Source organism: Pseudomonas sp. RIT-PI-AD (assembly GCF_025642785.1).
In the GTDB taxonomy this organism is placed as follows: domain Bacteria; phylum Pseudomonadota; class Gammaproteobacteria; order Pseudomonadales; family Pseudomonadaceae; genus Pseudomonas_T.
In genome coordinates this window covers 65,204-86,958 of record NZ_JANZKU010000020.1, presented here as the reverse complement: position 1 = coordinate 86,958, position 21,755 = coordinate 65,204, and the positions used below count along the sequence as shown (strand labels likewise).

Sequence of the window (21,755 nt, the reverse complement as noted above, 5' to 3'; positions counted from 1 at the left end):
CCGCCATGGCGATGCCCTCTGGCATGCCTTGCAAGGCCCCGACACCGACCCGGCGCTGTGGGACTTCCTGCCCTACGGCCCGTTCGCCGAACGGGCGGCGTTCGACGCCTGGCTGGTCGAAAACGCCATTTCGTCGGATACGCTGTTCTTCGCCGTGGTGAACCCCGCCAGCGGGCATGCCATGGGCCTGCTCAGCTACCTGAGCATCGAGCCGGCCCACGGCAGCATCGAGATCGGCCACGTCGCCTTCGGTCGCGGCATGCAGCGCAGCCCGGCCTCCACCGAAGCCGTTTACCTGTTGGCGCAGCAAGCCTTCGCCCTCGGCTACCGGCGCCTGGAATGGAAGTGCAACAGCCTCAACGCTCGTTCCAGGCACGCCGCCGAACGCCTGGGCTTCGTCTACGAAGGGCTGTTCCGCCAACACCGGGTGGTCAAGGGCCACAACCGCGACACCGCCTGGTTCGCCCTGCTCGACGGGGACTGGCCGGTGCAGCAGCGGGCATTCCAGCGCTGGCTGGCCGAGGCAAACTTCGACGCCGAAGGCCGCCAGCACCAGCGGCTGGAAGCCCTGCGCGACGGCTGAGAGGAAGGTCGACACCCAAGGTCTCAGTTGCCCGCGTTTGAATGACACTTGGTTGAGATCGGCTCGGAAAGCGCTTGTTTTGCGAATCCTTTGAGGAAAAATCGACGTATTAACTCGTGAGGGTTTGTACGGGGTGGCCGAGCGGAGCGGCTTGGTGGGCGGTCATGCGCTACTGGAGCCTTGTGCGCTTGAGGCACTCGCCCACGTATAGAGTCTGACTATCGTTGTGCATCCCACAACCTAGGGCAAGGTGTGGGCCAAGCACTGATGACCGCGCTTCTGGAAGGGGCCCGAGTCCGGCCCGGCCTATTAAGATCTAACTACGCATGCGTGAAACCAATTCGCATGCCCGGCGCCTGTACGAAAAGTTCGGCTTTGTCGAGGAAGGATGCTTACAAAAGCGAATCCTGCTGCCAGACAACCCTTTCATTGCCGATATCACTATGGCCTGGTTTGCTCTTAATTTAAGAAAATTACCCTACCACCCAATTCATCAATTTTGATATCCATTAAAATACTTACCATAACCGCCAACCAAAACCAATACTGTAAAAATGATGAACAAGAGCCGTCCAAGCCATACGATCTTCCTGGCTAATCGAGAGGGAAATTCCGAAGCATCCTTTGCATCAAGGTGCCCTTTTCTAATGGAAAATTCACGCATACCCAGACAAGAAGAAATTTGCATCAGGCGAAACATGCGAGCTGCCAGACCATTACCCAGCATTCTACGATTATTGATGACGAGACTCGATCTTCCCAAATAAGCTTCAATCGACTCCAAATCTCTAGATGCTACATAAGCTATATAAATAACCAACGCCACTCCCAAGAACATGTTGACCATCATAATCAGAAGCATGCAGTCGCCAGAACCGATCATCACTCATAGCCCTTCTGATAAATTCGCTCGGCCATACTTTCTCCACCGTCACTCCCCATTCCCCCCGCCACGGCACCTGCTGTGCCTGTCACAACCAGCGAGCATGCCAATCCACCCACTCCCGCTGTGCTTAACCCTAAAGCGACACAAATTGAATGAGCAGCGTAAGCGTCTAAAAGACCGCCTATCGCACCGCCAGCCAACCCACCCCCAAACCGCCCCGCCTCGGTGAACTTCACCTTGCGGCACTCCTGCTCGCGGCCAAGGGTGCAGGCATTGTAGATCCGGCTGCCACTGTAGCCGGCATCCAGGGCGATGCCGACGTAGCCGCCGTATTTCATGTATTTCGCCGCGCGGGCGGTGCCTTCGAGGTAGCTGGCGTAGCCGGGGATGGCGCCGGCGCGGCCGGCCTTGCTCCAGTGGTGAACCAGGCTGCGGCTGGAGAGGCCAGGGCCTGACGCAGGTTGGGGTGGTCGGGCAGGCCGACGCCCTTGCGCACCCACGGGCCGAGGCTGGCATCGAGCTGACGCATCAGGTGCTGGCGCTCGGCGAAGAAAGCGTTACCGCGCAGGCTGCCGGCCTGGTCGAAGCTGCGCTGGTAGAGCTGCTCCAAGGCCTTGAGGGTGTGGCCCAGGTCGTCGAGGTGCTTGCCGACCATCAGGGTGGCGGTGCCGAGGGCGCCGGCGCCGTCCTGCAGGAAGGGTTCGATGAGGTCGCGGTTACGCATCAGGAAGCGCGCGTCGTCGTCGCTCATGGGCGCCAGGGCGGCATCGACCTTGGCCGCCGCTTCCATCAGCAGGGCTACCTGCAAGGTGCACGTGCGTTCGGGGGGAGGCGCTCATCACCGCCATCTGCCCGGGCTTGGCCCATTGGCTGAGGTGGGGGTTGAGGCTGCGAAATTTCTCCAGGGTCGGGCCTGTGCCTCGGGCAACAGCAGCCGTTCGAGGCTCTGGCGGGGCATGGGGTCCTGGACGATGTAGAAACCGGGTTCCGCCGGGGTGGTCATGGCTCCTCCTTGAGTTAATTTGCGGCGACCTGTCGACAGTGAGGCGTGCTCGGCCTGGATGCAAACCCGGAGCTGGAGTCCTTCACAATCGCGGAATCTAAACATCGAAAAATATCGACGTAATCACACGTTACGAAATCCCTACAACCAGAATCGCTTCATTCGTCCTCGCACCGGTGAAGAGCCTGGAAGCGATGACTCCCCACTCTTATTCGTTACGCGCATCAAGGCGGCCAGTCCCGAGGAGGCCGGCCATCGATGGGGTGGAGAAGTCGATCCTGATGCGGCCTGTGCCACGCAGCCCCGGAATCCAGCATCGGGCCCGGCGCGAAGGAAGGCGCTGTCGCAGCGCTCGGAGGGCCTCGCCAGTTGGCGATGCTGGCCCGTGATCAGGCCAACGCGTTGGCCGGTGCCCGCGAGCCCGACAGTCAGCGCGAAGCTGCCGGCAAGGAGCTGTCCGTCGCGTTCCGGTGCGCGTCGGACAGCCGCGCCATGAAGCCGTGCCCCGGAAGCGTCCAGGGCCGTTTCGCATCGTGCCTATTCGCCCCGAATGTACTGCTCCAGCTGGCGGATCAGGGTTTCCTGTTCGGCGATGGTTTCCTTCACCAGGTCGCCGATGGACAGCAGGCCGATCAGGCGGTCGTCCTCCACCACCGGAAGGTGGCGCAGGTGGTGCTCGGTCATCAGCTCCATGCACTCCTTGATGCTCTGCCGGGGCGCGACCGTGATCACCGCGTGGGTCATGATCGCGCTGACCGGGGTGCCGATGGAGGAGCGCCCTTGCAGCACCACCTTGCGGGCGTAATCGCGCTCGCTGACGATGCCCACCAGCCGGCCGTCCGCCGTGACCGGCAGGGCACCGACGTTCTTGTCCGCCATGACGGTCAGGGCCTGCAGCACCGTCTCGTCGGGGGCGATGGTATGGACTCCGGCGATGCGCTTCGCGTCGAGTACCTGTGCGACCGTCTTCATGACCCTTCTCCTGCGTTGAATGCCTGGGCTCAGGCGTGGTCTGGGTGCCGTACGGACGTCGTCGAAGGTCTGGTGCGGCAATGGCCGGCGAGTACGCCCGTGAACGGGCGGTCAAGCCGGTTTCCAGCGCAGCCTCGCCGAACGCAGGCACTTTCGTACAGCACCTAGCATGGCCTGTGAAACCGTGAAGGGCAAAGCCGCCGCGGGTCATGGCGGCGAAGGGAACGCATCACAGGGCGCGCATCGCGCCCTCGCCGGCACCGGAAAGCGTGGCATTCGTCACAGTTACGCGCTTAAACCGCTTGGCAGTCACGCTTTTCCATATCCCGACCGCTGTGCGTTTGGCCGCTGTCGAGGTAAAAAGAGGCCCGAGCCCAGTACCACCGCCCGGCCAATCGGCGTCTCGAGCGGACGCAGACCCTCACCCGCGGACGCGTTCGTCGGGCTCGCTCACAAGGACATCAGCAGAAGGACAGGCCATGGCAGGCTACCGAATCCCCGGCGTTCTCGGGATGCAACCCTCAACCACCTCCCGCGATGCCGAGCACCCCTATATGTGCAAGGCGTTCCCGCCAGGTCCGCTGCGGAGCATGAGGGAGGCCCGCCCGGTGCGCACCGCCACGGCCTCCGGCGCGCTGCCCTGCCCCCACGGCGACGAGGTGGCCCAGGCGATTGCCGCCTACATGGCCGGTGAAATGAACCGCAACGCTCTCAGCCCCATCACCCGCAAGATCGCCGAGGCCAACCGCTACGACCCGGCGGAGGAAATGCGCCGCTGGCAGGCACAGCCCTGGTACGCCAAGGCCGGCGGCATGCCCGACTTCCATGCCGCCGCCGCAGGCATCAAAACCGCCGCCTATGGGCTCTGGGCGGAACGGGTGGGCCCCGGTCGGCCTTGGGATCACAAGCCGATTCTTGAAGCAAAGCTAAGTGCCGCCGGCACCTTTAATCACGGCTGGCATAAATACGGCGGCTATGACTACTTCTATGACATCTGGTCGAATATCCATTATGGCTATGTTGGAAGAGCAGCCGGGTTTTCTACGGCTGAGCTCATAAATGGAGCAGGTTTGGCGCAAATGGCAAGTGACATAGTGGGCAACTTACGTAAAGGCGATATCATGAAATTTCAAAACCATTCGGAAAACGGTGAATGGCCAGCCAGCGCGGACGATACGCCCGACCATATTTCCATTAAACTGGGTTGCCGTTTGTATAATGAGCACAAAGCTGGGGCCATGAACGCCGAAGCTCTCCTCGTAGCAATCAGTTCTGTACCCGCCCCCTGGGGCTCTGGCGGAGCCCAGGCGAAGGAAATCCACCAATGCGGTTGAGCCTAGGTCTTCCTATTAAAAGAATTAGCAAGTACCTGTTCCGCCTTCTTTTTACTTGGTCGGTGTTTTGGTATTTCTGCCGCCCCATCGTTGTGATTCACTATTCTCCCGAAGCACCTAGCGACGTTGCTTATTTCTTTCTAGAAAACAGTCACACCACGAAAAGCGCTATCAATCCGGGCGAGCGAATACGCTTTTACACGGATATGTTCCCCGAGCCCGATGAGCTCATTGATTTCAGTCTTCCCTTCAGTAGTCGGGACGGGGTAGAAATTCACCCGCCTTTTAGCCGTGTAGATATCTATGTCGATGCCGGCTCGCACATAGAGCGTACCCTTATTTCACAGAATTTCTTTGCACGTTTCTATAAAACGGATGAATAGTTCAACGACGCGCGAGGGAAGTGCGTAAATGTCGAGGTTGGCGTCGCCACGACCTTCGGCATGCCAGGTCAAGTATTGACGCCACCTACATGCGAACAAGCTCCCAGCATGCCGGCCGCCAGCAGCGGTATTGCTCGAGCCAACGGGCGATCTGCCGGCGCCATGTAGGACCCGCCCGGCGATACTGCCAGGGTCGCCATGGCGCCGAGATGCTGATGGGTAGCGAGGCGCATGTGCATGGCTCGAACCTGCCGACGGCGACCTCGCGACTCTCCGAGCGCCGAGGAAGGCATGCACAGTGGCTTTGTGCCTGGATGATCGATAGGGAAAGGCCGTCATCCTTGCAGGACCATGCAAAAAAAGGGAGCCTTGCGGCTCCCGAGGGGACTTTCCGGTCGGCCGTTCAGGCCTCGATTTCGATCAGCACTTCGCCGGGGTTGACCCGGTCGCCCTTGGCGACGTGGACGGCTTTCACCTTGCCGGCAATCGGCGCCTGGACCTCGGTTTCCATCTTCATCGCTTCGGTGATCAGCACCGCCTGGCCGGCGTTCACGCTGTCGCCTTCCTTCACCAGCAGGTCGACGATGTTGCCCGGCATGGTGGTGCTGACGTCGCCCGGGGCGCTGGCCTGCTTGCGCTTGCCGCCGCTGCCGGCGACGTAATCGTTCAGCGCTTCGAACACCACCTCTTCGGGCATGCCGTCGATGGACAGGTAGAAGTGGCGCTTGCCCTCGCCCTTCACGCCGACGCCGGTGATGTCGACCCGGTAGCTTTCGCCGTGGACGTCGACCACGAATTCGGTCGGCACGCCACCGCCACCGACCGCGGAGGCGTTGCCGTCGGGGATCGGCAGCAGGACTTCGGGGGTGAGGGTGCCGGCCTCGCGTTCTTCGAGGAATTTACGCCCGATGTCCGGGAACATCGCATAGGTCAGCACGTCTTCCTCGCTCTTCGCCAGGGCGCCGATCTCGTTGCGCAGCTTGTCCAGCTCCGGCTTGATCAGGTCCGCCGGGCGCACGTCGATCACGTCCTCGCTGCCGATGGCCTGGCGCCGCAGCTGCTGACTGACCTCGCCCGGCGCCTTGCCGTAGCGGCCCTGGAGGTACAGCTTCACCTCGTTGGTGATGGTCTTGTAGCGCTCGCCGGCGAGCACGTTGAACACCGCCTGGGTGCCGACGATCTGCGAGGTCGGGGTCACCAGCGGCGGGTAGCCCAGGTCCTTGCGTACCTTCGGGATCTCTTCGAAGACCTCGTTGATGCGGTTCAGCGCACCCTGTTCCTTGAGCTGGTTGGCCAGGTTGGAAATCATCCCGCCGGGCACCTGGTTGACCTGCACGCGGGTGTCGACGCCGGTGAATTCGCTCTCGAACTGGTGGTACTTCTTGCGGATCGCGTAGAAGTACACGCCGATCTCCTGGATCAGCGCCAGGTCCAGGCCGGTGTCGTACTCGCTGCCGCGCAGCGCCGCGACCATCGACTCGGTGCCCGGGTGGCTGGTGCCCCAGGCCATGCTGGAGATGGCGGTGTCGATGTGGTCGGCGCCGTTCTCGATGGCCTTGAGCTGGCACATGCTGGCGACGCCGGCGGTGTCGTGGGAATGGATGAACACCGGCAATTGCACGTTTTCCTTCAGCGCCTTGACCAGGTCGCCGGTGGCGAACGGGGTCAGCAGGCCGGCCATGTCCTTGATCGCGATGGAGTCCACGCCCATGGTCGCCATGGTCCTGGCCTGGGCGACGAAGGCCTCGACGGTGTGCACCGGGCTGGTGGTGTAGCAGATAGTGCCCTGGGCGTGCTTGCCGGATTTCTTCACCGCGCGGATCGCGGTCTCCAGGTTGCGTACGTCGTTCATCGCGTCGAACACGCGGAACACGTCGATGCCGTTGGCCGCCGCCTTGGCGACGAAGGCCTCGACCACGTCGTCGCTGTAGTGCCGGTAGCCCAGCAGGTTCTGCCCGCGCAGGAGCATCTGCAGGCGGGTGTTGGGCAGCGCCTGGCGCAGTTGGCGCAGGCGCTCCCAGGGGTCTTCCTTGAGGAAGCGCACGCAGGCGTCGAAGGTGGCGCCACCCCAGACTTCCAGGGACCAGTAGCCGACCCGGTCGAGCTTGTCGCAGATCGGCAGCATGTCTTCGGTGCGCATGCGGGTGGCCAGCAGCGACTGGTGGGCATCGCGCAGGATGGTGTCGGTGACGGTGATTTTCTTGCTCATTCGGCTATCCCTCTTCCCGCGCCGCCGCGAACGGCCGCGCGGAGCGTTATGGTCAGATGCCCGCGTAGGCGGCGATGGCGGTGGCGATGGCGATGGCCAGGTGCGACGGGTTGCGCTTGATCGAGTACTGGGTCAGTTCGGGGTGGGCCTCGACGAAGCTGGTGTTGAACCGGCCGCTGCGGAACTCGGGGTTGCGCAGGATTTCCTGGTAATAGGCCGCGGTGGTCTTCACCCCCTGCACGCGCATGTCGTCGAGGGCGCGCAGGCCGCGGTCCATCGCTTCTTCCCAGGTCAGCGCCCAGACGATCAGCTTCAGGCACATGGAGTCGTAGTAGGGCGGGATGGTGTAGCCGGTGTAGATCGCCGTGTCGGTGCGCACGCCGGGGCCGCCGGGGGCGTAATAGCGGGTGATCTTGCCGAACGAGGGCAGGAAGTTGTTCTTCGGGTCCTCGGCGTTGATGCGGAATTGCAGGGCGTAGCCGCGGTACTGGATGTCTTCCTGCTTCACCGAGAGTTCCAGGCCGCTGGCGATGCGAATCTGCTCGCGGACGATGTCGATGCCGGTGATTTCCTCGGTGATGGTGTGTTCCACCTGGACCCGGGTGTTCATCTCCATGAAGTACACCTCGCCCTCGGCGAGCAGGAACTCCACGGTGCCGGCGTTCTCGTAGCCCACCGCCTTGGCCGCGCGCACCGCGAGGTCGCCGATGTAGGCGCGCTGCTCGGGGGTGAGCTGCGGGCTCGGGGCGATCTCGATGAGCTTCTGGTTGCGCCGCTGGATCGAGCAGTCCCGCTCGAACAGGTGCACGGTGTTGCCGTGGCTGTCGGCGAGGATCTGCGCCTCGATGTGCTTGGGCTCGACGATGCACTTCTCGAGAAACACTTCGGCCGAGCCGAACGCCTTGGTCGCCTCGGAGATCACCCGCGGGTAGGCCTGTTCCAGCTCCTCGCGGCTGTTGCAGCGGCGGATGCCGCGACCGCCGCCGCCGGAGGTGGCCTTGAGCATCACCGGGTAGCCGATCCGCTCGGCTTCGCGCAACGCTTCGTCCAGGTCGGCGACGTTGCCCTCGGTGCCCAGGGTGACCGGCACGCCGGCCTTGATCATGCTGCGGCGCGCCTCGGTCTTGTCGCCCATGCGGCGGATGACCTCGGCCGAGGGGCCGATGAACTTGATCCCGCGCTGGCTGCAGATATCCGCCAGCTCGGCGTTCTCCGAGAGGAAGCCATAGCCCGGGTGCAGCGCGTCGCAGCCGGTCTCCACCGCCAGGTTCACCAGCTTGCGCGGGTTCAGGTAGCCGGCCAGGGGGTCGGCGCCGATCTCGTGGGCCTCGTCGGCGCGCTTGACGTGCAGGGCATGGCGGTCGGCCTCGGAGTAGACCGCCACCGAGCGGATGCCCATTTCCGCGCAAGCGCGCACGATGCGCACGGCGATCTCGCCCCGGTTGGCGATCAGGATTTTCTTGATCACGCGTTCGTCCTCGAACTGTTGAACGGTCGGACGGCGCTCGCGTCGCCCGGCGAACGACAGCGGATGCAGGTCACCGTCGTGCATTCAACCCTACGCGCAGTAAGTGGATTAACGAAAATCAATAATTATTGGAGTAGGTATTAGGAATGACTAATACCTGAAAGCACAAGGCAGCCGAACCGGGCTAGAATCGCCTTCCCCGTGCGCCGCCGTAGCGGAGTTTTCGATGCGTAAATCCCTGATGCGCCTGACCCTGCGCCAGTTGCAGGTGTTCCGCGCGGTGTACGACCAGCAGTCCTACAGCCGCGCCGCCGAGGACATGGCCCTGACCCAGCCGGCGGTCAGCTTGCAGATTCGCCAGTTGGAGGAACTGGTGGGACAGCCGTTGTTCGAGTACGTCGGCAAGAAGCTCTACCGCACCGAGGCGGCCGACGCCCTGGTGCGCGCCAGCGAGGACATCTTCGAGCGCCTGCAAAGCCTGGACATGCAGCTCTCCGACCTCAAGGGCTCGCTGCAGGGGCAGTTGCGCCTGGCGGTGGAGTCCAGCGCCAAGTACCTCACGCCGCACCTGTTCGCCGCCTTCAAGCAGCAGCACCCGGAGGTCAGCCTGCACCTGACGGTGGTCAACCGCGCGCAGATCGTCAAACGCCTCGGCGACAACCGCGACGACCTGGTGATCATGTCGCTGGTGCCGCCGGACATGGCGCTGGAATTCCTGCCCTTCCTCAACTACCCCATCGTCGCGGTCGCGCCGCCCGAGCATCCGCTGGCACGGGCCGCCCGCCTGTCGCTGCGCGACCTCGGCGCCTACCCGCTGCTGGTGCGCGAAGCCGGCTCCGGGACGCGCAAGGCCTGCGAGGAATATTTCCAGCAGAAGCGCGCGCACTTTCCCCAGGCCCAGGAATATTCGTCCTCGGAAGCCCAGCGCGAAGCCGTGGTGGCGGGGCTCGGCCTGGCGCTGCTGCCGCGCCACGCGGTCCGTGGCGAACTGGCCGACGGCAGCCTGGTGGAGCTGGCGGTGGAGGAGTTGCCGCTGTTCCGCAGCTGGTGCGTGGTGCATCCCCGGGGCAAGCGCCTGACGCCGGTGGCCGAGGCGTTCTTCGCCTTCATCCGCGAGGATCGCCACCGGATCAGCGAAATCGCCCAGCGCTTCGAGGGCAGCAGGACACCGATCGCCCTCGCAACGCCCTGAGGCCACCGTCGGGCCGCCGAGCGGAGGTCGCCATGGTGCCGGAGCGCCCTTCGTATATGATATCCACTTTCCCTGCCGAGACCGCCCTCGTGTCCTTGCCCCGCTTCAACGCCCCCAACCTCGGCATCGCGCCCTCCGCCTCGGAGATCATCGCCAAGCACCTGCGCGAGGCCATCGTCGCCGGCCAGTTCGGCGAGGACGAACCGATCCGTCAGGACGATATCGCCAAGTCGTTCAACGTCAGCAAGATCCCCGTGCGCGAGGCGCTGAAGCGCCTGGAGGCGGAGGGGCTGGTGGTGTTCCAGCGCAACAAGGGCGCGGTGGTCACGCGGATTTCCGAGCCGGAGCTGGCGCAGATGTTCGAGGTGCGGGTGCTGCTCGAGGTCCAGGCGATCCGCCTGGCGGTGCCCAACATGACCGAGGCCACCTTCGCCCGCGCCGAGCGCATCTGCGAGGAGTTCATCGGCGAGGACGACGTGGGCCGCTGGGCCGAGCTGAACTGGGAACTGCACACCTGCCTCTACGAGCCGGCCCAGCGCCCCTTCCTGCTCGGTCTGATCCGCTCGATCCACGACAAGCTGGAGCGCTACCTGCGCATGCAGATGAGCCTGTCCGAGGGCAAGGCGCGCGCCGACCACGAACACCGCGAGATTCTCGCCGCCTGCCGCGAGGGCGACGCCGAGCGCGCCGCCGCGCTGATCGAGGAACACATCAGCGGCGTCTGCCGCACGCTCTACGAGCACCTGCCGAACCGCTTGCCGGCGTACTGAGCCCGGGGTTCCCCTACCCAAGCGGATCGCCCGGGCCGCGCACCCGCATGCCCCGGGCGCGCGGCGCGGGCTGTGCCGATTTCGTCTCGCGGCCGGGCGAAACGCATCAAGCCGGGCCCCCCGCGAAACGCCACCCTTGCCTGCATCCCTTCCCGCGCAGGCGCCTCCCATGAAACGTATCCGTGTCATCGACTCGCACACCGGCGGCGAACCGACCCGCCTGGTCATCGAGGGCTTTCCCGACCTGGGCCGGGGCGACATGGCCGAGCGCCGCCGACTGCTCGCCGAGCGCTTCGACGACTGGCGCGCCGCCACCGTCCTCGAACCGCGCGGCAGCGACGTGCTGGTCGGCGCCCTGCTCTGCGAACCGGTGGACCCGAGCGCCTGCGCGGGGGTGATCTTCTTCAACAACAGCGGCTACCTCGGCATGTGCGGCCACGGCACCATCGGCCTGGTGGTGTCCCTGGCCCACCTCGGGCGCATTCAGCCTGGCGTGCACCGCATCGAGACACCGGTGGGCACCGTCGAGGCGACCCTCCACGACGACCGTTCGGTGAGCGTGCGCAACGTGCCGGCCTACCGCTACCGGCATGCCGTGCGGGTCGAGGTGCCGGGCCACGGCAGCGTCAGCGGCGACATCGCCTGGGGCGGCAACTGGTTCTTCCTGATCGCCGAGCACGGCCAGCGCATCGCCGGCGACAACCTGGACGCCCTCACCGCCTACACCTGGGCGGTGCGCCAGGCGCTGGAAGCCGCGGGCATCCGCGGCGAGGACGGCGGCGAGGTGGATCACATCGAGCTGTTCGCCGACGACGCGGAAGCCGACAGCCGCAACTTCGTGCTCTGCCCCGGCAAGGCCTACGACCGCTCGCCCTGCGGCACCGGCACCAGCGCCAAGCTGGCCTGCCTGGCCGCCGACGGAAAGCTGCGGCCAGGCGAGACCTGGCGCCAGGCCAGCGTGATCGGCAGCCGCTTCGAGGGCCACTACCAGTGGCAGGCCCAGCCCGGCGGCGCCATCGTGCCGACCATCCGCGGGCAGGCCCACCTCAGCGCGGAAGCCACGCTGCTGGTGGACGAGGACGATCCCTTCGCCTGGGGCATCCGCCCGTGAGCAGCCAGCAGGCGCGGGCCGACGTCATCGTCATCGGCGCCGGCATCGTCGGCAGCGCCTGCGCCCACGAGCTGGCCCGGCGCGGCCTCGACGTGCTGGTCCTCGACGACCGCCGTGGCGGCGCCACCGCGGTCGGCATGGGCCACCTGGTGGCGATGGACGACAACCCGGCGGAACTGGCGCTGAGCGGCTGGTCCCTGGAGCTCTGGCGGCAACTGGCGCCGAGCCTCGATGCCGGCAGCGCCTACCGCGCCTGCGGCACCCTCTGGCTCGCCGCCGACGCCGAGGAGCTGGCCGCCGCGGAGGCCAAGCAGGCGACCCTCGCCGGCCACGGCATCGCCTGCGAGCTGCTCGGCGCGGCCGCCCTGCGCGCCGCCGAACCGGCCCTGCGCGAGGGCCTGGTCGGGGCCTTACGGGTCGGCGGCGATGGCATCCTCTACGCACCCAACGCCGCGCGCGGGCTGCTCGAACAGGGCGGCGCGCGGATCGTCCGGCGCCAGGCCCGGGTCACCCAGCTCTGCGGTAACCACCTGTGCCTGGACGACGGCCGCTGGCTCAAGGCCGACGCGGTGATCCTGGCCAACGGCATCCATGCCGCCGAGCTCTGCCCCGGCCTGCCGCTGCGGCCGAAGAAGGGCCACCTGCTGATCACCGACCGCTATCCGGCGCGCATCCAGCACCAACTGGTGGAGCTCGGCTACGTCACCAGCGCCCATGCCAGCGAAGGCACCTCGGTGGCGTTCAACGCCCAGCCCCGCCCCACCGGGCAGATTTTCCTCGGCTCCTCGCGGCAGTTCGACACCCTCGACCCGCGGGTCGAAGGCCCGGTCCTGGCGCGCATGCTGCGCCGCGCCCTGGATTACCTGCCGGGGCTCGCCGGGATGAACGCCATCCGCAGCTGGACCGGCTTCCGCGCCGCCAGCCCGGACGGCCTGCCGCTGCTCGGCGCGCATCCCGAACAGCCCGGCCTGTGGCTGGCGGTCGGCCACGAAGGCCTCGGCGTCACCACCGCGCCAGCCAGCGCGCGGCTGCTGGCGGCGCAGCTGTTCGGCGAAACCGCGCCACTCGACCCGGCGCCCTACCGGCCGCAGCGCTTCACGCTGGCGGCAACCGCCGTTCCCACCTGCGAGGCCCGCCCATGATCGACCTGCTCCTCGACGGCCAGCCCCTGCGCGTGGCCCCCGGCACCACCGTCGCCGCCGCGCTCTGCCTGGGCGGAGACGGCAGCGCCCGGACCTCGGTCGACGGCCGGCGGCGCGCGCCCTTCTGCGGCATGGGCGTCTGCCAGGAATGCCGGGTGGACATCGACGGCCAGCGCCGCCTGGCCTGCCAGACCCTGTGCCGCACCGGGATGCGCGTGGAGACCCGGCCATGAGCGAACGCTACGACTTGCTGATCGTCGGCGCCGGCCCCGCCGGCCTGGCCGCGGCCCTGGCGGCCGCGCCGAGCGGCGCGCGCATCGCCGTGCTCGACGACAACCCCGCGCCCGGCGGGCAGATCTGGCGCGACGGCCCGCAGGCGCACTTGCCGGCCGCGGCACGGCGCCTGCGGGCCGCCGTGGAAAACTCACCAGTTCAACTGCTGACCGGTACCCGGGTGGTCGCCGCGCCCGGCGGCAAGCGCCTGCTGCTGGAAGATGCCGAACGCGGCTGGCGGGTCCGCTACGACAAACTGATCCTCTGCACCGGCGCGCGGGAACGGCTGCTGCCCTTCCCCGGCTGGACACTGCCCGGCGTCACCGGCGCCGGCGGCCTGCAGGCGCTGATCAAGGGCGGCCTGCCGGTGGCCGGCGAGCGCCTGGTGATCGCCGGCAGCGGGCCGCTGCTGCTGGCCAGCGCGGCCAGCGCCAAGGCCGCCGGGGCGCACCTGCTGCGCATCGCCGAACAGGCGCCCCTCGCCGCCCTGGCCCGCTTCGCCGCCCACTTGCCGCGCTGGCCGGGCAAGGTGTGGCAAGCCGGGCGACTCTTCGACGGCCGCTACCGCGCCTCCAGCCACGTGCTGGCCGCCCTCGGCGACGAGCGCCTGGAGGGCGTGCGGCTGTGGCAGAACGGGCGGGTCGTCGAGCTCGCTTGCGAGCGCCTGGCCTGTGGGTTCGGCCTGATCCCCAACATCCAATTGGCCCAGGCCCTGGGTTGCGCGATCCGGGAAGACGCGGTGGCGGTGGACCGCTGGCAGGCCACGGGCCTCGCCGACCACTTCGCCGCCGGCGAATGCACCGGTTTCGGCGGCAGCGAGAAAGCCCTCGTCGAGGGCGCCATCGCCGGCCATGCCGCCGTCGGCGAAGAGGGGCAAGCGCGTCGCCTGTTCCCGCGCCGCCGGCGCTGGCAGGCCTTCGCCGAACGCCTGGCGCGGGACTTCGTCCTCGATCCCCGGCTGAAGACCCTGGCCACGCCGGATACCCTGGTGTGTCGCTGCGAGGACGTGCCCTACGGCGCCCTCGCCGGGCGCGACGGCTGGACCGACGCCAAGCTGAACAGCCGCTGCGGCATGGGCGCCTGCCAGGGCCGCGTGTGCGGCGCGGCGGCGCAGTTCCTGTTCGGCTGGCAACCCCCGCAGCCCCGCCCGCCGCTGTCGCCGACCCGCATCGATACGCTGCTGTGCCTGGAAGAGAGCGACTGAACCCGCCATGGGCTGGAAACGCGAGACGTCGAAGGCTGGTGCATCGACGAACGGCTTGCGACACTCAGCGCCTCTCCCCCGGCCGCTCGGTAGCAAGTTTGCGATGGTGATCGCCCCGGACAGGCTTTTCGCGTCCCTCCCCGAAGACCTCGCCGAACTGGTGGCGCGGCTGGGGCAGGTCGCGCCGTTGCTGGATGCCATGCCCGGCGTGGTGTTCTTCGTCAAGGACCCGCAGGCGCGCTACGTGATGGTCAACCGCACCCTGGCGCAGCGCTGCGGGGTGAAGTCGCCCGCGGCCTTGCTCGGGCGCACCGCGGAAGAGGTGTTTCCGTCGCGCTTCGGCCCGCTGTACACCGAGCAGGACCGACGGGTGCTCGAAGGCGCGCAGCTCAGCGACCAGCTCGAGCTGCACCTGTATCCGGGCCGGCAGGCGGGTTGGTGCCTGACCCACAAGCAGCCGCTGCGCGACGGCGAGGGGAGGGTCATCGGCATGGCGGGGATTTCCCACGACCTGCCGGGTGCCCAGTCCAGCCACCCGGCATATAGCCAACTGGCGGCGGTGGACGCACACATCCGCAGCCACTACGCCCGTGCCATCAGCCTGGCCGAGCTGACCGCCATCGCCGGCCTGTCGGTGGCGCAGCTGGAGCGCCACTGCAAGCGGATCTTCCAGCTCACCCCCCGGCAGATGATCCACAAGGCGCGCCTCGGCGCCGCCTCGCAATTGCTCGCCGACGAATCCCTGCCGATCACCGAGATCGCGCTGCGCTGCGGCTACACCGACCACAGCGCCTTCAGTCGCCAGTTCAAGGCGCTGACCGGTTTTTCGCCGAGCCAATACCGCCAGACCCGCCAACGCCCCTGAGCCGCCGCCTGCACCGGCGTAACGCGCGTGCTCCCTTTTGTAGCAATCGCCTCCCCTTGCGCAGGGCCGGCGCGCTCAGGCTCACCCGCGGCTCTGCCGACGGATTCTTCTAGGTCCGCACAACACGCTGATTCGAAAGCCCTTTTCCAGATCCAGAAGCCCGCTGCGGGAAACCGAGGCCAGACATCCAGGGAGCGGCACACCCGTTGCATAACGAATAACGTATACGAAATAACGATTGATGCTCGCTTCTTCAGCCTTCGAGGTCTCCATGAAAAAGAAAACCCTTGCCGTGGTCCTAGGCGCTGTTCTGAGTTCCTCCCTCGCCGGTCTCGCCCAGGCGGACAAGCTCGACGACATCATCGAATCCGGGAAGCTGCGCTGCGCGGTCACCCTGGACTTCCCGCCGATGGGCTTCCGCGACGAGAAGAACGCCCCGGCCGGCTTCGACGTCGACTATTGCAACGACCTGGCGAAGATCCTCGGGGTCGACGCGGAGGTGGTGGAAACGCCCTTCCCCGACCGCATTCCGGCCCTCGTCTCGGGCCGCGCCGACGTGATCGTCGCCTCCACCTCGGACACCCTGGAGCGGGCCAAGACCGTCGGCCTGACCGTGCCCTACTTCGCCTTCCAGATGCAGGTGCTGACCCGCGAGGACACCGGCATCACCGGCTACAAGGACCTCAAGGGCAAGCCGGTCGGCAATACCAGCGGCACCTATGAGGCGATCGCGTTGGAGAAGGACGTGAAGAGCTGGGGCAGCGGCAGCTTCCGCGCCTACCAGACCCAGAACGACACCATCCTGGCGGTCACCCAAGGCCACATCGACGCCACCGTGGTGACCAACACCGTCGCCGCCGCGACCCTCAAGTCCGGCAAGTACAAGGGCCTGAAGATCGCCGGCGACGCGCCCTACGTGATCGACTACGTGTCCCTGGCCGCCAAGCGCAACGAGTACGGCCTGCTCAACTACCTCAACCTGTTCGTCAACCAGCAGGTGCGCTCGGGCCGCTATGCCGAGCTCTACGAGAAATGGGTCGGCGGCAAGCCGGTCGACCTGACCGTGCCGGGCGTTTACTACTGATCCCGGCCTTGCCCGGCGCACCCGAGGCGCCGGGCCCTCCTTCACAGCGCGAGAGCCCACGATGCCCGAGATTTCGCTCAGCGGTCGCAGCCTGGTGGCCGGATCGGCCCAAGGCGAGCTGCTTCATGCCGAGGTCGGCCTGAGTTTCTGGGGCGGCATCGACCCCTTCAGCGGCGAAGTCATCGACCGCCATCACCCGCTCAGCGGCGCCACCGTCACCGACCGCGTGCTGGCGATCCCCAGCGGCCGCGGTTCCTGCACCGGCAGCAGCGTGATGCTGGAGCTGATCCTCAACGGCCATGCGCCGGCGGCGCTGGTGCTGGAGCAGGTGGACGACATCCTCACCCTCGGCGTGCTGATCGCCGAGCAGATGTTCGGCCGCTCGATCCCGGTATTGGCCCTCGGGCCCCAGGGCTTCGCCGCCTTGCGCGGGGCGCGCCACGTGCGGGTCGAGGGGTCGCGGGTCGAGGGCTTCGCCACGCCGCCCGCGCCCCGGGAAACCGCGCCCGCCACGCCGCGCGTGGCACCCTGGAGCCCGAGCCTGAGCCTCAGCGCGCGGGATCGCGAAATGCTCGTCGGCGCCCACGGCAAGGCCGCCCAGGTGGCCATGGGCATCGTCCTGCGGATGGCCGAACTGCAGGGCGCCCGGGAACTGCTGGACATCACCCAGGCGCACATCGACGGCTGCATCTACACCGGCCCGGCCTGCCTGCGTTTCGCCCGGCAACTGGTGGAATGGGGCGCGAAGGTGCGGGTGCCGACCACCCTCAACTCGATCTCGGTGGACAAGCGCCGCTGGCGCGAACAGGGCATCGACGCCGCCTTCGGCGAACCGGCCGCGGCGCTCGGCGATGCCTACCTGGACATGGGCGCGCGGGTCAGCTTCACCTGCGCGCCCTACCTGCTGGACAGCGCGCCACGACTCGGCGAGCAGATCGTCTGGGCCGAATCCAACGCGGTGGTCTACGCCAACAGCGTGCTCGGCGCGCGCACCCTGAAGTACCCGGACTACCTGGACATCTGCATCGCCCTCACCGGCCGCGCGCCGCTCGTCGGCTGCCACCTGGCGGAACAGCGTCACGCCAGCCTGTGCCTCGAGCTGCCGCCCCTGGATGGGCTGGACGACGCCTTCTACCCGTTGCTCGGCTACCACGTCGGCCTGCTCTGCGGCAGCGAGATCCCGGTGATCTGCGGCCTGGAACGGGCGCGGCCGGACTCGGACGACCTGAAAGCCTTCGGCGCGGCCTTCGCCACGACCTCGGCCGCGCCGATGTTCCATATCGCCGGGGTGACCCCGGAGGCCGCCACCCGCGACCAGGCCCTCGGCGGCCAGGCGCCGGCGAAGACCCTGCGCATCGCCCTGGCGGATCTGCTGGAGAGCTGGCGGGAGCTGGACAGCGCCGACGACGCGCGGGTGGACCTGGTGTCGCTGGGCAACCCGCATTTCTCCTTCGACGAATGCGCCCGGCTGGCCGCGCTCTGCGCCGGCCGCCGCAAGCATGAGGCGGTGGCCCTGGTGATCACCTGCGGCCGGGCGATCCACGAACGGGCCCGCGAGGCCGGCCACGTGGCGGCCCTGGAAGCCTTCGGCGCGCAATTCGTCACCGACACCTGCTGGTGCATGCTCGGCGAGCCGGTGATCCCGCCGCAGGCGCGCACCCTGATGACCAACTCGGGCAAGTACGCCCACTACGCGCCGGGCCTGGTCGGCCGCTCGGTGCATTTCGGCAGCCTCGCCGCGTGCGTCGAGGCCGCCTGCACCGGTCACGTCAACGGCCGCCTGCCCGCCTGGCTGCAGGCCGGCGAAGCCAGGGAGATCCCCGTCCATGTTTGAATACAGTTTCCACTGGCGGGCGGCCTTCAAGGCGCTGCCGGACATGCTGGCCGGCGCCTGGGTGACCTTCGAGACCGCCGCCCTGTCGATGATCTTCGGGGTGCTCATCGCCCTGCTGCTGACGCTCATGCGACAGGCCAAGCACCCGGCGCTGCGCGGCTTCGCCGCCACCTGGATCTCCATCGCGCGCAATACCCCGTCGCTGTTCCAGATCTACATCCTGTATTTCGGCCTGGGCTCCTTCGGCCTGCACGTCAGCTCCTGGCTCGCCCTGCTCGCCGGGATCACCTTCAACAACGCCGGCTACCTGGCGGAGAACTTCCGCGGCGGGCTCAAGGCGGTGCCGGACACCCAGTTGCGCGCCGCCCGTTCCCTGGGCATGAGCGCGCCCCAGGCCTATCGCCTGATCGTGGTGCCGCAGTTGCTGCGCATCGTCTTCTACCCGCTGACCAATCAGATGGTCTGGGCGGTGCTGATGACCTCCCTGGGGGTGATCGTCGGGCTCAACGACGACCTCACCGGGGTCACCCAGGACTACAACGTGAAGACCTTCCGCACCTTCGAGTTCTTCGCCCTGGCCGCGGCGCTCTATTACCTGATCGCCAAGGCGATCGTGGCGGTGGCCCGGCTGCTCGCCTGGCGCCTGTTCCGCTATTGAGGGGATGACCATGGTTTCCACCGGCTTCACCTGGAACGACCTGTCGTTCCTCCTGCAAGGCGCCTGGGTCACGATCCTCCTGACCCTCGCGTCGATCGCCATCGGCACCGTCGCCGGCGTGTTCTTCGGCCTGCTGCGGGCGCTGCTGCCGCGGACGACGCTGCCGCTGGCCTGGCTGCTCGACGTGTTCCGCAGCGTGCCGCTGCTGATCCAGTTCGTGCTGTTCAACTCGGTCAAGAGCATCGCCGGGCTGAACGTCAGCGCCTTCAGCGTCGCCTGCCTGGTGCTGGGCATCTACGCCGCCGCCTTCTGCACCGAGATCGTCCGCAGCGGCGTGCTCGCGGTGCCGCCGACGCTGCGCCGGGCCAGCCGCTCGCTGGGGCTCACCTACCTGCAGGACCTGCGCTACATCGTCCTGCCGATGGCCACCCGGGTGGCCTTCCCCGGCTGGCTGAACCTGGTGCTGTCGGTGATGAAGGACACGGCGCTGGTGATGTGGATCGGCATCGTCGAGCTGCTGCGCGCCTCGCAGACCATCGTCACGCGCATCCAGGAACCCTTGCTGGTGCTGTGCATCGCGGGACTCATCTACTACGTCATGAGCCTGGTGGTCGCCCACCTGGGCGCCCGGCTGGAAACGAGGTGGCAGGAAAATGATTGAGATCGACAACGTACACAAATCCTTCGGCGAGCTCGACGTGATCAAGGGCGTCAGCCTGACGGTGAACAAGGGCGAAGTGCTGTCGATCATCGGCGGCTCCGGCTCCGGCAAATCGACCCTGCTGATGTGCATCAACGGCCTGGAGTCGATCAAGCGCGGCAGCATCCGCGTCGACGGCACCGAGGTCCACGCGCCGGGCACCGACATCAACAAGCTGCGGCAGAAGATCGGCATCGTGTTCCAGCAGTGGAACGCCTTCCCGCACCTGACCGTGCTGGAAAACGTGATGCTGGCGCCGCGCAAGGTGCTCGGCCGCAGCAAGGAAGAGGCCGAGGCGCTGGCGGTGAAGCAACTGACCCACGTCGGCCTCGGCGACAAGCTCAAGGTGTTCCCCGGCAAGCTCTCCGGCGGCCAGCAGCAGCGCATGGCGATCGCCCGCGCCCTGGCCATGGCGCCGGACTACATGCTGTTCGACGAAGCCACCTCGGCCCTCGACCCGCAACTGGTGGGCGAGGTGCTCGACACCATGCGCCTGCTCGCCGAGGAAGGCATGACCATGGTCCTGGTGACCCACGAGATCCGCTTCGCCCGCGACGTGTCCGACCGCGTGGCGTTCTTCCGCAACGGGCTGGTGCACGAGATCGGCACGCCGGACCAGGTGATCGGCAACCCGCAGCGCCCGGAGACGGCGGATTTCCTGCGCTCGATCAATTAGAGACCTGGGACCCGTGAGACTCGGAAATCTGGCGGCCGGGCCTGCTGGGCTCCAGCCTGTCGGGCCCCAGCCTGGTGAGTTCCGACCCGGGGCGTTGCGACGGAGAGGCGTGCCAGCCTGTGGCGTCTCGACCCGTGCGGAGCAAACCCGTGGGAGCGAATTCATTCGCGAAAAGACCTCCCACCCCACGCAAAGGGATCGGCCCGTCACGGCCTCCGCCGAATGAATTCGCGCCCACGGACCGGGTGGTTCCTTCCACCACAACCTGCTCGACAAGAGGGCTTCGCGTCATGCGTTCATCGAAAGTGATTCATGTGGTCAGTTGCCATGCCGAAGGCGAGGTCGGCGACGTGATCGTCGGCGGCGTCGCGCCGCCACCGGGCGAGACCCTCTGGGAACAGTCGCGCTGGATCGCCAACGACGACGTGCTGCGCAACTTCGTGCTCAACGAGCCGCGCGGCGGGGTGTTCCGCCACGTCAACCTGCTGGTCCCGGCGAAGAACCCCAAGGCGCAGATGGCCTGGATCATCATGGAGCCGGCCGACGTGCCGCCGATGTCCGGTTCCAACTCGCTGTGCGTGGCCACCGTGCTGCTCGACAGCGGCATCCTGCCGATGACCGAGCCGCAGACCCGGCTGACCCTGGAAGCCCCCGGCGGCCTGGTGGAAGTGATCGCCGAGTGCCGCGACGGCAAGGCCGAGCGGGTCGAGGTGAAGAACGTGCCGTCCTTCGCCGACAAGCTGGACGCCTGGATCGAGGTGGACGGCATCGGCTCGATCCCGGTGGACACCGCCTACGGCGGCGACAGCTTCGTCATCGTCGACGCGCAGCGCCTGGGCTTCTCCCTGGTCGCCGACGAAGCCGCCGACTTGGTGGCGCTGGGCCTGAAGATCACCCAGGCGGCCAACCAGCAGCTCGGCTTCACCCATCCGCTGAACCCGGATTGGAGCCACATTTCCTTCTGCCAGATCGCCGCTCCGGTGAGCTACGAGAACGGCGTCGCCACGGGCACCAACGCGGTGGTCATCCGCCCCGGCAAGATCGACCGCTCGCCCTGCGGCACCGGCTGTTCGGCGCGCATGGCGGTGCTCCACGCCAAGGGCCAACTGAAGGTCGGCGAGCGCTTCATCGGCCGTTCGATCATCGGTTCGGAGTTCCACTGCCGGATCGACTCGACCACCGAAGTCGCCGGCCGCGCGGCGATCTACCCCTGCCTGTCGGGGCGTGCCTGGATCACCGGCACCCACCAACACCTGCTGGACCCGAGCGATCCCTGGCCCACCGGTTATCGGCTGTCCGACACCTGGCCGGTTGACCTGAAGATCTGATCGCCGTCCAGCGCGCGCCGCCGGCATGGTCCCGGGCCCACTTTGGGAGGGGATACGGCCGCCGCGGCCGCGCGAAAGCG

23 protein-coding genes are annotated in these 21,755 nt (G+C 67.0%); 17 read left to right on the top strand and 6 right to left on the bottom strand.

The annotated features are described in order from the left end of the window. Both OGL92_RS16860 and OGL92_RS16855 read left to right on the top strand, forming a co-directional pair. The coding region (locus OGL92_RS16860; protein WP_263145659.1) for a GNAT family protein at positions 1-583 on the top strand (583 nt) is incomplete at its 5' end. A gap of 326 nt (positions 584-909) precedes the next feature. After that, complete coding sequence (locus OGL92_RS16855; RefSeq protein WP_263145657.1) at positions 910-1,086, top strand: hypothetical protein; 177 nt, start codon at positions 910-912, stop codon at positions 1,084-1,086. Here OGL92_RS16855 and OGL92_RS16850 read toward each other — a convergent pair. From OGL92_RS16850 to OGL92_RS16835, 4 genes are all read right to left on the bottom strand, one after another. Continuing rightward, a complete protein-coding gene (locus tag OGL92_RS16850) occupies positions 1,077-1,469 on the bottom strand; it encodes a hypothetical protein (RefSeq protein WP_263145656.1) in 393 nt (130 codons plus the stop codon). The two genes, OGL92_RS16855 and OGL92_RS16850, sit on opposite strands and share 10 nt — an antisense overlap. Then, positions 1,466-1,807 carry a hypothetical protein gene (locus OGL92_RS16845; protein WP_263145653.1) on the bottom strand — a complete coding sequence of 114 codons (342 nt, stop codon included), beginning with the start codon at positions 1,805-1,807 and terminating at the stop codon, positions 1,466-1,468. Before OGL92_RS16845 ends, OGL92_RS16850 begins: the two co-directional genes overlap by 4 nt. Next, positions 1,804-2,277: a hypothetical protein gene (locus tag OGL92_RS16840; RefSeq protein ID WP_263145650.1), complete on the bottom strand. Its 474-nt coding sequence runs from the start codon at positions 2,275-2,277 to the stop codon at positions 1,804-1,806. Before OGL92_RS16840 ends, OGL92_RS16845 begins: the two co-directional genes overlap by 4 nt. Before the next feature lie 732 nt (positions 2,278-3,009). Next, on the bottom strand, positions 3,010-3,444 hold the full coding sequence (locus tag OGL92_RS16835) for a CBS domain-containing protein (protein WP_263145648.1): 435 nt from the start codon (positions 3,442-3,444) through the stop codon (positions 3,010-3,012). Positions 3,445-4,052: 608 nt separating this feature from the next. Between OGL92_RS16835 and OGL92_RS16830 the strand changes: the two genes are divergently transcribed. Both OGL92_RS16830 and OGL92_RS16825 read left to right on the top strand, forming a co-directional pair. Further along, positions 4,053-4,778, top strand: a complete 726-nt coding sequence (locus tag OGL92_RS16830; RefSeq protein WP_263145646.1) for a polymorphic toxin type 44 domain-containing protein — start codon at positions 4,053-4,055, stop codon at positions 4,776-4,778. Continuing rightward, complete coding sequence (locus OGL92_RS16825) at positions 4,769-5,161, top strand: hypothetical protein (protein WP_263145644.1); 393 nt, start codon at positions 4,769-4,771, stop codon at positions 5,159-5,161. Before OGL92_RS16830 ends, OGL92_RS16825 begins: the two co-directional genes overlap by 10 nt. Positions 5,162-5,564: 403 nt before the next feature. Here the strand turns inward: OGL92_RS16825 and oadA are convergent, their stop codons facing one another. Continuing rightward, complete coding sequence (gene oadA, locus OGL92_RS16820) at positions 5,565-7,370, bottom strand: sodium-extruding oxaloacetate decarboxylase subunit alpha (protein WP_263145642.1); 1,806 nt, start codon at positions 7,368-7,370, stop codon at positions 5,565-5,567. Positions 7,371-7,422: 52 nt separating this feature from the next. After that, positions 7,423-8,838 (bottom strand): acetyl-CoA carboxylase biotin carboxylase subunit, encoded by a 1,416-nt coding sequence (locus OGL92_RS16815; RefSeq protein WP_263145671.1) that lies wholly within the window; start codon positions 8,836-8,838, stop codon positions 7,423-7,425. A 241-nt stretch (positions 8,839-9,079) separates the two neighbouring features. Here OGL92_RS16815 and OGL92_RS16810 point away from each other — a divergent pair, with 241 nt between their 5' ends. The 13 genes from OGL92_RS16810 to OGL92_RS16750 all read left to right on the top strand — a co-directional run bounded on the left by OGL92_RS16810 (position 9,080) and on the right by OGL92_RS16750 (position 21,675). Continuing rightward, positions 9,080-10,030, top strand: coding sequence for a LysR family transcriptional regulator (locus tag OGL92_RS16810; protein WP_263145669.1), 951 nt, complete (start codon positions 9,080-9,082; stop codon positions 10,028-10,030). 89 nt (positions 10,031-10,119) lie between these two features. Beyond that, on the top strand, positions 10,120-10,800 hold the full coding sequence (locus OGL92_RS16805; protein ID WP_263145639.1) for a GntR family transcriptional regulator: 681 nt from the start codon (positions 10,120-10,122) through the stop codon (positions 10,798-10,800). Between the two features lie 169 nt (positions 10,801-10,969). Next, complete coding sequence (locus OGL92_RS16800) at positions 10,970-11,911, top strand: 4-hydroxyproline epimerase (protein ID WP_263145636.1); 942 nt, start codon at positions 10,970-10,972, stop codon at positions 11,909-11,911. Continuing rightward, positions 11,908-13,053, top strand: coding sequence for an FAD-binding oxidoreductase (locus OGL92_RS16795; RefSeq protein WP_263145633.1), 1,146 nt, complete (start codon positions 11,908-11,910; stop codon positions 13,051-13,053). The genes OGL92_RS16800 and OGL92_RS16795 overlap by 4 nt, the downstream gene beginning before the upstream one ends. Then, positions 13,050-13,286 (top strand): (2Fe-2S)-binding protein, encoded by a 237-nt coding sequence (locus OGL92_RS16790; protein WP_263145630.1) that lies wholly within the window; start codon positions 13,050-13,052, stop codon positions 13,284-13,286. The genes OGL92_RS16795 and OGL92_RS16790 overlap by 4 nt, the downstream gene beginning before the upstream one ends. Next, complete coding sequence (locus tag OGL92_RS16785) at positions 13,283-14,530, top strand: FAD/NAD(P)-binding oxidoreductase (protein WP_263145628.1); 1,248 nt, start codon at positions 13,283-13,285, stop codon at positions 14,528-14,530. Before OGL92_RS16790 ends, OGL92_RS16785 begins: the two co-directional genes overlap by 4 nt. 103 nt (positions 14,531-14,633) lie before the next feature. Next, positions 14,634-15,395 carry an AraC family transcriptional regulator gene (locus tag OGL92_RS16780; protein ID WP_263145625.1) on the top strand — a complete coding sequence of 254 codons (762 nt, stop codon included), beginning with the start codon at positions 14,634-14,636 and terminating at the stop codon, positions 15,393-15,395. A gap of 271 nt (positions 15,396-15,666) precedes the next feature. Continuing rightward, the gene (locus OGL92_RS16775; RefSeq protein WP_263145623.1) at positions 15,667-16,479 is read left to right on the top strand and encodes a transporter substrate-binding domain-containing protein; all 813 of its coding nucleotides are present in this window, start codon (positions 15,667-15,669) and stop codon (positions 16,477-16,479) included. A 61-nt stretch (positions 16,480-16,540) separates the two neighbouring features. Then, on the top strand, positions 16,541-18,313 hold the full coding sequence (locus OGL92_RS16770) for an aconitase family protein (protein ID WP_263145620.1): 1,773 nt from the start codon (positions 16,541-16,543) through the stop codon (positions 18,311-18,313). Continuing rightward, on the top strand, positions 18,306-18,971 hold the full coding sequence (locus OGL92_RS16765; RefSeq protein ID WP_263145617.1) for an amino acid ABC transporter permease: 666 nt from the start codon (positions 18,306-18,308) through the stop codon (positions 18,969-18,971). Before OGL92_RS16770 ends, OGL92_RS16765 begins: the two co-directional genes overlap by 8 nt. 10 nt (positions 18,972-18,981) lie before the next feature. Next, positions 18,982-19,632, top strand: coding sequence for an amino acid ABC transporter permease (locus tag OGL92_RS16760; RefSeq protein ID WP_263145614.1), 651 nt, complete (start codon positions 18,982-18,984; stop codon positions 19,630-19,632). Continuing rightward, positions 19,625-20,347, top strand: coding sequence for an amino acid ABC transporter ATP-binding protein (locus OGL92_RS16755; RefSeq protein WP_263145609.1), 723 nt, complete (start codon positions 19,625-19,627; stop codon positions 20,345-20,347). Before OGL92_RS16760 ends, OGL92_RS16755 begins: the two co-directional genes overlap by 8 nt. A 290-nt stretch (positions 20,348-20,637) precedes the next feature. After that, the gene (locus OGL92_RS16750; protein ID WP_263145608.1) at positions 20,638-21,675 is read left to right on the top strand and encodes a proline racemase family protein; all 1,038 of its coding nucleotides are present in this window, start codon (positions 20,638-20,640) and stop codon (positions 21,673-21,675) included. Positions 21,676-21,755 lie beyond the last annotated feature (80 nt).